Consider the following 11,024-nt stretch of genomic DNA (forward strand, 5'->3'; position numbering starts at 1 on the left):
CTTTGTTATTGCCGATGTTAGTGTACTCTTACCATGATCTACGTGTCCTATTGTACCTACATTCACATGTGGTTTTTTCCTCTCATATTTTGCCTTAGCCATAGGTTGCCTCCTGTATAATTAAACTTTTGTTTTTAATATTTCCTCTACAACATTTGTAGGAACTTCTTCATAATGATCAAATATCATAGTATATGTAGCTCTTCCTTGCGTCATTGATCTCAAATCTGTTGCATATCCAAACATTTCTTTCAATGGTACAAATGATCTAACTACTTGTACAGAACCTCTAGGATTCATACCCAATATTTTGCCTCTTCTAGAGCTCAAATCCCCCATTACATCACCTAGATATTCTTCTGGAACAACAACTTCTATTCTCATAATAGGTTCAAGTAAGACAGCACCTGCTTTATCCATAGCTTCTTTAAAGGCCATTGAACCAGCTATTTTAAAAGCCATTTCTGAGGAATCAACCTCGTGATAACTTCCGTCAAGAAGTGTAACCTTTACATCAACAACAGGAAAACCTGCTACATTCCCTATCTCCATAGATTCTTTAATACCCTTTTCAATTGCTGGTATAAATTCCTTAGGTATGGCACCACCTACAATCTTATTTACAAATTCATAGCCTTTACCTCTTTCTAAGGGCTCTATTTCTATAATACAGTGCCCGTACTGACCACGACCACCTGATTGTCTGATATATTTACCTTCAGATTTTGCCCTCCTCTTAACCGTTTCTCTGTAAGATACTTGCGGTTTACCTATATTAGCACCAACTTTAAATTCTCTAATCAATCTATCAGCTATGATCTCTAAATGCAACTCACCCATACCTGATATTATCGTTTGACCTGTCTCATCATCTATTTTTACCTTGAAAGAAGGATCCTCCATAGCTAGCCTATTTAGAGCCAATGACAATTTATCTTGATCAGCTTTTGTTTTAGGTTCTATTGCAAAGGATATTACAGGCTCTGGAAACTCCATTGATTCTAATAATATTGGGTGATTACTGTCACAAAGGGTATCCCCTGTTATTGTATATTTTAAACCAACAGCAGCACAAATATCCCCTGTATAAATTTCTTCTATCTCTTCTCTTTTGTTGGCGTGCATCTTTAATAATCTGCTAACTCTCTCTTTTTTATCTTTTGTAGAATTTAGCACATATGAACCAGCTGTTAAGTGCCCTGAATAAACCCTAAAATAAGTAAGCTGACCAACATAGGGGTCACTCTGCACCTTAAAAGCCAAAGCTGTAAATGACGCATTGTCATCAACTTTTACTTTAGTTTTTTCACCATTAACAGGGTTAATGCCTTCTAAAGGTGGCACATCAATAGGTGAAGGCATATAATCTCCAACAGCATCTAATAAAGGTTGTATACCCTTGTTTCTAAAAGCTGATCCGCATAAAACAGGAACTAATTGCAAATTTAATGTACATTTCCTTAAAGCATTTTTTATTTCACTCTCTGTTATTTCTTTGCCATCAAAATATTTATCCAACAATTCTTCATCATACTCACAAATAGCTTCAATCATTTTTGTTCTATATTCTTCTGCTTGATTTATATACTTATCTGAGATTTCTTGATATTGATATTTAGCGCCCAACTCATCACCACTCCAAACAATAGACTTCATCTTTATTAAATCTATAACACCTTCAAACTCACTTTCAGAGCCAAGTGGTAGTTGAATAGCAACTGGATTCGCACCCAAGCGTTCTTTGATCATAGTAATAACGTTAAAGAAATCTGCACCCACTCTATCCATTTTGTTAACAAAAGCAATTCTTGGCACATGGTATTTATCAGCCTGTCTCCAAACAGTTTCAGACTGGGGTTCCACACCTCCAACAGCGCAAAATACAGCTATTGCTCCATCTAAAACTTTTAATGATCTTTCAACCTCTATGGTAAAATCAACGTGCCCTGGTGTATCAATAATATTTATTCTATATTCATTCCAAAAACACTGAGTAGCTGCCGATGTTATTGTAATGCCCCTTTCTCTTTCTTGTTCCATCCAATCCATCGTTGCTGTGCCTTCATGAACTTCTCCAATTTTATAATTTATACCTGTATAGAAAAGAATCCTCTCTGTAGTTGTAGTTTTACCCGCATCAATATGTGCCATTATTCCAATATTTCTATGTTTTTCTATTGGATGCAACCTAGCCACTATAAAACCCCCTTACCATCTAAAATGTGCAAAAGCTCTATTTGCTTCAGCCATTCTATGAGTATCCTCTTTTTTCTTGTGTGCCAAACCTTTTTGCGTTGAAGCATCTATTAATTCGTTTGCTAATTTTTCAACCATTGTAAATTCTCGCCTTTGTCTCGCATATTTTATCAACCATCTAATACTTAAGGCAATACCTCTTTCCTCTCTAACTTCCATCGGGACTTGATATGTCGCCCCCCCGACCCTTCTTGGCCTTACTTCTAATATTGGCCTTACATTATTTATTGCTTCCTTAAACAACTCTAGGCCATCTTTGCCTGTTTTATCTTTAATTGTTTCTAAAACACTATAGAATATATTTTCTGCCTTCGTTTTTTTGCCATCAACCATCATTCTATTAATAAATTTTGCAACATAAACATCTCCAAAAACTGGATCTGGCAAAATTGACCTCTTTTCTTTTATACCTCTTCTTGACATATTACCCTCTTTAATTATTTAGGTTTTTTTACACCATATTTTGATCTACTCTGTCTTCTATCCTGGACACCAGCTGCATCTAAAGAACCTCTTACAATCTTATATCTAATACCTGGCAAATCCTTTACTCTGCCACCTCTTATAAGAACTACTGAGTGCTCCTGCAAGTTATGTCCTATACCAGGTATATAAGCAGTTACTTCTGCCCCATTTGTTAACCTAACCCTCGCAACCTTCCTTAGCGCTGAATTAGGTTTTTTTGGGGTTGTTGTATAAACCCTAACACATACGCCTCTTTTTTGAGGACAACCTTTTAAAGCCGGTGTCTTAACCTTTTCAACAACCTTCTCTCTTCCTTTTCGAACCAACTGGTTAATAGTTGGCATATTGCCTCCTTCTAATACAAAATATTTATAATACGTATCATCTGCTCAAAGAGCTCTAGATATTAACAACGTATAAACAAATTGTCAAGAAAAAATAATTTATTTTATATTATTTATACTATTTTTTTTATAAATTTATATTTTTTATCTTTAATATGTTCCGAACCTGTTCCAGCAGGGATTAGTCTACCCATAATAACGTTCTCCTTTATACCCCTCAGTTGATCTATTTTTCCTGAACATGCAGCATCTGTTATAACCCTTGTTGTTTCCTGAAAACTAGCTGCAGATATAAAGCTCTCAGTATTGACAGCTGCCTTTGTTATGCCTTGTAATATAGGTTTGCCCCTAGGAGGTACCATCCCCTTCTCCAACAATTCTTGTCTAACTTTTATAAATTCTCTTTTATATACCTCTTCATTATGTATATAATCAGAATCTCCAGGATCCTCGATTATAACTTTTTGCAACATTTGTCTAGCTATAACCTCAATATGCTTATCATTAATTGAAACACCCTGTTTTTTATATACCTCTTGAATTTCATTGACTAGATACCTTTCCAATGCTTCTTCGCCTAATACGCTCAATATATCATGAGGATCTACCAAACCATCTACTAAAGGCTCTCCTGCTTTAACCCTATCACCATCTCGAACATTTAAATATTTTTGCACAGAAATATTATAACTTTTCTTATCACCTGTATCTGGATTTTCAATTATTACCTTCCTTGTTCCTCTTACACCACTTTCAATCTTTACTATACCATCAATCTCTGAAATAATAGCTGGATCTTTAGGTTTTCTAGCCTCAAACAATTCAGCAACCCTTGGCAAGCCAACGGTTATATCTTTCGTTTTTTGCGCTTCTTTAGGTACCTTTGCAATAATATCTCCTGAATGAACCTCAACACCCTCATCTACTAATATTATTGCACCAACTGGCAATATATACCTTTTTATAGTCTTATTATTCTCATCTTTCACTGATATTCGAGGCTGTTTCTTCTCCCTTGTTAGACTTACTATAATTTTCTGTGACAAACCAGTTATTGGATCGATATCTTCCTTTAAAGTTTCACCTTCAATAATATCCCCAAAAGCAACCCTGCCTTTAACCTCATTTATAATAACAGAAGAATAAGGATCCCATTCAGCCAATATGTCATCTTTTTTAACCTTATCACCGTCATTTACAAATATTCTAGTACCATACGCAATAGAGTATCTCTCTAAATTTCTGCCAGTATCATCTTGAATAACAAGCTCTCCATTTCTATTTAAAACTACATTTTGATTTACCCTATTTTTCACAAAATTTATGTCTTCAAGTTTTACATAGCCATCATGTTTTGAATAAAGGGTCGATTCCTCAGCAGCTGCAGATGTTGCTCCACCAATATGGAAAGTCCTCATTGTCAACTGTGTACCAGGCTCTCCAATAGATTGAGCTGCTATAATTCCTACAGTCTCACCTAATTCAACTAATCTATTTGTTGTTAAATCCATCCCATAACAGTGCCTACAAACCCCGAAATCTGCTTCACATGTTATAACAGATCGAACCATAACACTATCTAAACCTGCTTTTTCAATTTTTTTAGCTATTTCTTCAGTAATCATAGTATTGGCTAAAACAATAACCTCATCAGTAACAGGGTCAAACACATCTTCTAGGGTATATCTACCTAAGATACGTTCAGATAAGGACTCTACAACTTCAGTCCCTTCCATTAAAGCGCTTATTTCAATACCATTAATTGTCCCGCAATCATCAATTGTCGCAATAACATCTTGGGCAACATCAACCAATCTCCTTGTCAAATATCCAGAATTAGCTGTTTTTAAAGCTGTGTCAGCTAAACCTTTTCTGGCACCATGGGTTGAAATAAAATATTGTAGCACTGTTAAACCATCTCTAAAATTGGAAGTAATAGGTGTTTCTATAATCTCTCCTGATGGTTTTGCCATAAGACCTCTCATACCAGCAAGTTGACTTATCTGTGTTTTGGACCCTCTTGCTCCAGAATCAGCCATAATATATATTGGATTATAATATCTATCTCTTTTATTTTTCGCTTTTTTATCGCCCCCTTGCCTTGAAAGTGTATCCATAAGAATTGCCGTAATTTTGTCATTTGTAGTAGACCAAATATCTATAATCTGGTTATACCTTTCTCCTGCTGTCAATGCTCCTTCTCTATAATGCGCATCAATCTCATGAACCCTCTTTGTGGCCTCCTCCAGTAATTTCTCTCTTTCTGGAGGGATAACAAGATCCTCAACTGTTATTGAAAAACCAGCCTTTGTAGCATAATAAAAGGTTAAATCCTTTAACTTGTCTAAAAATTTCGCCGTCTTATAACTACCTAATTTTTTGTTTATATGCTCTACTAACTTTGACAATTCTTTTTTATCAAAAACCCTATTAATTCTTTCAAATTCAACCTCTTCTGGTATCGCTGAATATAAAATAACTCTACCAGTTGTTGTTTTATACATAACATTATTAATCCTAAGATTTATATTAGCGTGTAAATCAAGTTTACCATAATCATAGGCACACAAAACTTCACTTACTGAAGAAAAAATCTTTCCCTCTCCGTCAGCATTTTTCATAGCCCTTGTTAAATAATAAGCCCCTAAGACCATATCTTGTGATGGAACTGCCAGCGGTTTCCCATTAGCAGGTGACAAAATATTATTAGTTGACAACATCAAAACCTTTGCTTCCATTTGAGCTTCAAATGACAGTGGTACATGTACTGCCATTTGGTCACCGTCAAAATCAGCATTATAACCTGCACACACTAAGGGATGCAGCTGAATTGCTTTACCCTCAATTAATTTTGGTTCAAATGCTTGTATACCAAGCCTATGTAATGTAGGTGCTCTGTTAAGTAATACTAGATGTTCTGTTATAACTTCCTCTAATATATCCCAAACCTCGGGTTGTTGTTCCTCCACAATCCTCTTTGCATGTTTTATCGTTGTTGCTATACCTTTTTCCTTCTCTAATTTATAGTATAGAAAAGGTTTAAAAAGCTCTAAGGCCATAATTTTAGGTATACCACATTGATACATCTTCAAATGTGGGCCAGCAACAATAACCGACCTACCTGAATAATCAACTCTCTTACCCAGTAGATTTTGTCTAAATCTACCTTGTTTACCTTTAATCATATCACTTAATGACTTTAAAGGCCTTTTATTTGATCCCTTTATAGTCCTACCTCTTCTACCATTATCAAATAATGCATCAACTGCTTCCTGAAGCATTCTCTTCTCATTTCTTATAATAATTTCAGGGGCATTCAATTCTATTAGTTTCCTAAGCCTATTATTTCTATTTATAACTCTTCTATATAAATCATTAAGGTCGCTTGTTGCAAACCTTCCCCCTTCTAAAGGTACTAATGGTCTTAGTTCTGGTGGAATTACAGGTATTACATCTAATACCATCCATTCAGGTTTGTTCGTGCTCCTTCTAAAAGACTCTACAACATTAAATCTTTTATAGAGTTTATTCTTCTTTTGCAGGCTATTTGTTTCCTTTATCTCTTGTTGTAGTTCAACTGCCAAAAGATCCAAATCTACTTTCTTTAACAATTCTTTTATAGCCTCTGCACCCATTTTTGCTGTGAAAGCTTTAGAGCCATACTCTTGAATAAGTTTATTATATCTCTCTTCCGTTATGAGCTCTCTCTCTTTCAAGGGCGTATTCTTTGGATCAATGACTACATAAGATTCAAAATAAACAACCCTTTCGATATCTTTTATTGATAAGTCTAATATCGAACCAATTTTTGAAGGTGCACTTTTAAAAAACCAGATATGACAAACAGGTGAGGCAAGTGATATATGCCCCATCCTCTCTCGCCTTACCTTAGATTGTATAACCTCAACACCACATTTCTCACATACAATACCTCTGTGCTTCATTCTTTTATACTTGCCACATAAACACTCCCAATCCTTTACAGGGCCAAATATTTTAGCACAAAATAAGCCGTCTCTTTCTGGCTTAAAGGTTCTATAATTTATAGTTTCAGGTTTAGTAACCTCACCATAAGACCAACTTAAAATCTTTTCAGGAGATGCAATTTTTATCCTTAATGCATCAAAAGATACATCTCGGTCACTTTCTTGTATTAATGGCACTCTTTTATTGTTCATTGTTTAATTGTTACCTCCATCTTGATTCTTTACTTTGGCCTCTTTTGATGGTGTCTTATCACGTTCCTCTTTCGTTGCAATTAATTCAACATCTAAACATAAACCTTGCAATTCTTTGATTAGCACATTGAAGGACTCGGGCATACTTGGTTTATATGACAAATCACCATTTACTATAGCCTCGTAAACCCTAGTCCTACCTTCAACGTCATCGGATTTAACAGTTAGCATCTCCTGCAGCATATTTGCTGCACCATAAGCTTCTAGTGCCCACACTTCCATCTCGCCCAATCTTTGACCACCAAACTGAGCTTTACCGCCAAGTGGTTGTTGAGTTACTAGAGAATACGGACCGGTTGACCTAGCATGTATTTTAGTATCCACAAGGTGGTGGAGCTTCATTATATACATAACTCCAACTGTTACTTCTTGTTCAAAAGGTTCACCACTTCTACCATCATATAGTATTCGCTGACCATCCTTTTGAAAGCCAGCTTTAATTAATAGTTCATCAATATCTTTTTCTTTCGCACCATCAAAAACAGGTGTCTCAAAATACAAACCCAGAGCTTTAGCAGCAACACCTAAATGGGACTCAAGCACTTGCCCAACATTCATCCTGGAAGGTACACCTAATGGATTTAACACAATATCAACGGGTGTGCCGTCTTCTAAAAAAGGCATATCCTCTTCTGGGAGTATTTTTGCTATAACACCTTTATTACCATGGCGCCCTGCCATTTTATCGCCTTCAGATAGCTTTCTCTTAATAGCAATATGAACTTTTACATACTTCAGTATACCTGCAGATAATTCATCCCCCATCTCTATCTTTTTACTTTTATTTGCATTATATTCATCTAACCTTTTTAATCTTGTAAAATATGTTTCATTAATTTCTGATATTTTATCTTCAAAGAGCTTATCCTTTTCTACAGGTAGCTGTAAAAGTGATGTAAAAGTTATTTTACTAAGTTTATCACTGCTTATTTTGTCACCCTTTTTAAGTGTTATACCATCAATTTCAACATCTTTAATAAGTTTTCTTTCTTTATAAATATCTAGCATACTCTCAAATCTTGCCTTTTCTAAGACTCTCTTTTTTATGTGGTAATCCCTTGTAAGTTTTTTTCTCTTTTCTTCTTCAATATTTTTTGTCCTATCGTCTTTCTTTACCCCTTTTCTCGTCATAACCTGTACATCAACTACAACACCTTCTACACCAGGTGGAACCCTTAACGAAGCATCTTTAACCTCACCAGCCTTTTCACCAAAAATTGCTCGAAGCAATCTTTCTTCAGGTGTAGTCTGCGACTCTCCTTTAGGCGTTACCTTACCAACTAGTATATCACCAGATTTCACATAAGCCCCAATTCTTATAACACCACTATCATCTAAATCTTTTAAGCTCTCCTCGCTCATATTTGGGATATCCCTTGTAATCTCTTCAGGACCTAATTTTGTATCCCTTGCCTCGATATCAAAAGATTCAATATGAATTGATGTAAAGGCATCTTCCTTAACTAATTTTTGAGAGACTACCATAGCATCTTCAAAATTATAACCCATCCAAGGCATTAGTGCTATTAACACATTTTTACCCAATGCTAACTCACCCCTATCTACTGATGGTCCATCAGCCAGAATATCACCTTTATTAACAAATTCTCCCTTGTTAACAAGAGGTTTATAATTTACACATGTGTCTTGATTTGAACGTTTATATTTAACAAGCTCATATACATCTATATCAAATTTATTATTTTCTGTGTATCTAATTATTATTTTCTCAGAATCAACGTATTCTATGTAGCCACTCCTTTTAGCCACCAATGCTGCTCCAGAATCAACAGCAACCTTGCGCTCTAAACCTGTGCCTACAAAGGGCGCATCAGGTTTAATCAAAGGAACAGCCTGACGTTGCATATTAGAACCCATAAGTGCTCTGTTGGCATCATCATGCTCTAGAAAAGGTATCAAAGCTGTTGAAATAGATACTATCTGAGATGGGTCAACATCCATCAAATTAATATATTCTTTTGGGACACTTGTAGCTTCACCTTTATATCTAGCAGCTATATAATCTCTAATAAATCTCCCATTCTCATCAACTAATGCATTAGCTTGTGCAATATAATAATCTTCTTCTTCAATTGCCGATAAATACACAACCTCGTCAGTTACTCTACCATCAACTACCTTTCTGTAAGGAGTTTCAATAAATCCAAAATCGTTTATCTTTGCATATGTCGTTATTGTTGTAATAAGACCAATGTTTGGACCCTCTGGAGTTTCAATAGGACAAATCCTGCCATAATGTGAAGGGTGTACATCTCTAACTTCGAATCCCGCTCTCTCCCTGTTTAAACCACCAGGACCCAGTGCTGATAATCTTCTCTTATGTGTAATTTCAGTTAAAGGGTTGGTCTGGTCCATAAATTGTGACAACTGATAGCTGCCAAAAAACTCTTTGATTGAAGCATTTAATGGTTTTGCATTTAACAAATCCTGCGGAGTAAGTTCATCTAATTCTTGAACACTCATTCTCTCTTTAATAGTTTTTTCCATTCTAACTAAGCCTATCCTAATATGATTTAGAAATTGTTCCCCTACAGATTTAACTCTTCTATGCCCCAAATGATCTATATCGTCTACTCTCTCAACCCCAAGTCTAATCTTATCAAATAATTTAACTGCCGCTATAATATCATCCTTTGTTAAAACTGTAACATCCAGTGGGATATCTAAACCCAATCTTCTATTAATCTTAAGTCTACCTACCTTAGAAAGGTCATATCTTTTTTCATTAAAAAAGATATTATCAAAATAATTCTTTGCTATTTCAACTGTTGCTGGCTCCCCAGGTCTTTGTCGTTTATATATTTCCATAATTGCTTCATCTGTATTCTCCACTCCATCAATAGCCAATAAGTCTCTTATTGCAGAATCTGCAGTTAGTTTATCTATATATAAAACCTTGAATTCTTTTATATTATTTCCTTTCAAGGTTTCTATACAATCATCACTAACTGGGGTATTTGCTTCTAAAATTACCTCACCATTTTCTGTGATCACATCTTCAGCAAAAAATGAATCTAACAAATCCTCCAATGAGATTCTAAATTCTTTAATGTTGCTTTTTTCCAACCTTTTTTTTGCAGCCTTTGTAATTTTCCTATTTGCCTTAACAAGGATGTTACCATCTTCATCGGTTATATCCACACTATATCTTCTGCCAAGGATTTTATCTAGCTCTAAAACCTTATAAAGTTCACCATTTTCATTAATTTTAACTGTTTCTACATCATAATAAATATGTAATATATCTTTATTAGAAAGCCCCAAAGCTTTTAATATTATAGTTACAGGTATCTTCTTTCTTTTATCAATTCTCGCATACATTAAATTTTTAGCGTCAAACTCAAAATCTAACCATGAACCTCTATAAGGAATAATTCTAGCAGAATAAATATGTCTTTCTAATACATTTTTTGATGCTGATAAATCTTCAAAAAATATACCAGGTGACCTATGTAGTTGGTTAACGATAACCCTTTCGACACCATTAACTATAAAGGATCCTCTCTCAGTTATCAGAGGGACATCACATAAATATACCTCTGATTCTTTCGCTGATATAATAGTCCTTTCTCCGCTTTCACTATCCACATCATATATAACCAACCTAACCCTAATCCTTAAGGCAGATGAATAGGTTGTATTTCTTTCTAATGCCTCATAAGGTGTATATTTAGGAGAATCAATGTAATAATCAACATAC

General features: G+C 35.0%; 6 protein-coding genes. All 6 read right to left on the bottom strand.

What is annotated here, in order from left to right:
- On the bottom strand, positions 1–102 hold a 102-nt coding region (locus SVN78_05610; GenBank protein MDY6821078.1), incomplete at its 3' end, for a GTP-binding protein.
- An 18-nt stretch (positions 103–120) separates the two neighbouring features.
- The gene (gene fusA / locus SVN78_05615) at positions 121–2,196 is read right to left on the bottom strand and encodes an elongation factor G (GenBank protein MDY6821079.1); all 2,076 of its coding nucleotides are present in this window, start codon (positions 2,194–2,196) and stop codon (positions 121–123) included.
- 12 nt (positions 2,197–2,208) lie between these two features.
- Positions 2,209–2,679, bottom strand: coding sequence for a 30S ribosomal protein S7 (gene rpsG, locus SVN78_05620; protein ID MDY6821080.1), 471 nt, complete (start codon positions 2,677–2,679; stop codon positions 2,209–2,211).
- A gap of 14 nt (positions 2,680–2,693) precedes the next feature.
- Entirely contained in the window at positions 2,694–3,065 is a 372-nt protein-coding gene (gene rpsL / locus SVN78_05625; GenBank protein ID MDY6821081.1) for a 30S ribosomal protein S12, read from the bottom strand.
- Between the two features lie 113 nt (positions 3,066–3,178).
- The gene (gene rpoC, locus SVN78_05630; protein MDY6821082.1) at positions 3,179–7,243 is read right to left on the bottom strand and encodes a DNA-directed RNA polymerase subunit beta'; all 4,065 of its coding nucleotides are present in this window, start codon (positions 7,241–7,243) and stop codon (positions 3,179–3,181) included.
- Between the two features lie 3 nt (positions 7,244–7,246).
- A partial coding sequence (gene rpoB, locus SVN78_05635; protein MDY6821083.1) for a DNA-directed RNA polymerase subunit beta occupies positions 7,247–11,024 on the bottom strand: 3,778 nt, incomplete at its 5' end.

This window comes from Deferribacterota bacterium (genome assembly GCA_034189185.1).
In the GTDB taxonomy this organism is placed as follows: domain Bacteria; phylum Chrysiogenota; class Deferribacteres; order Deferribacterales; family UBA228; genus UBA228.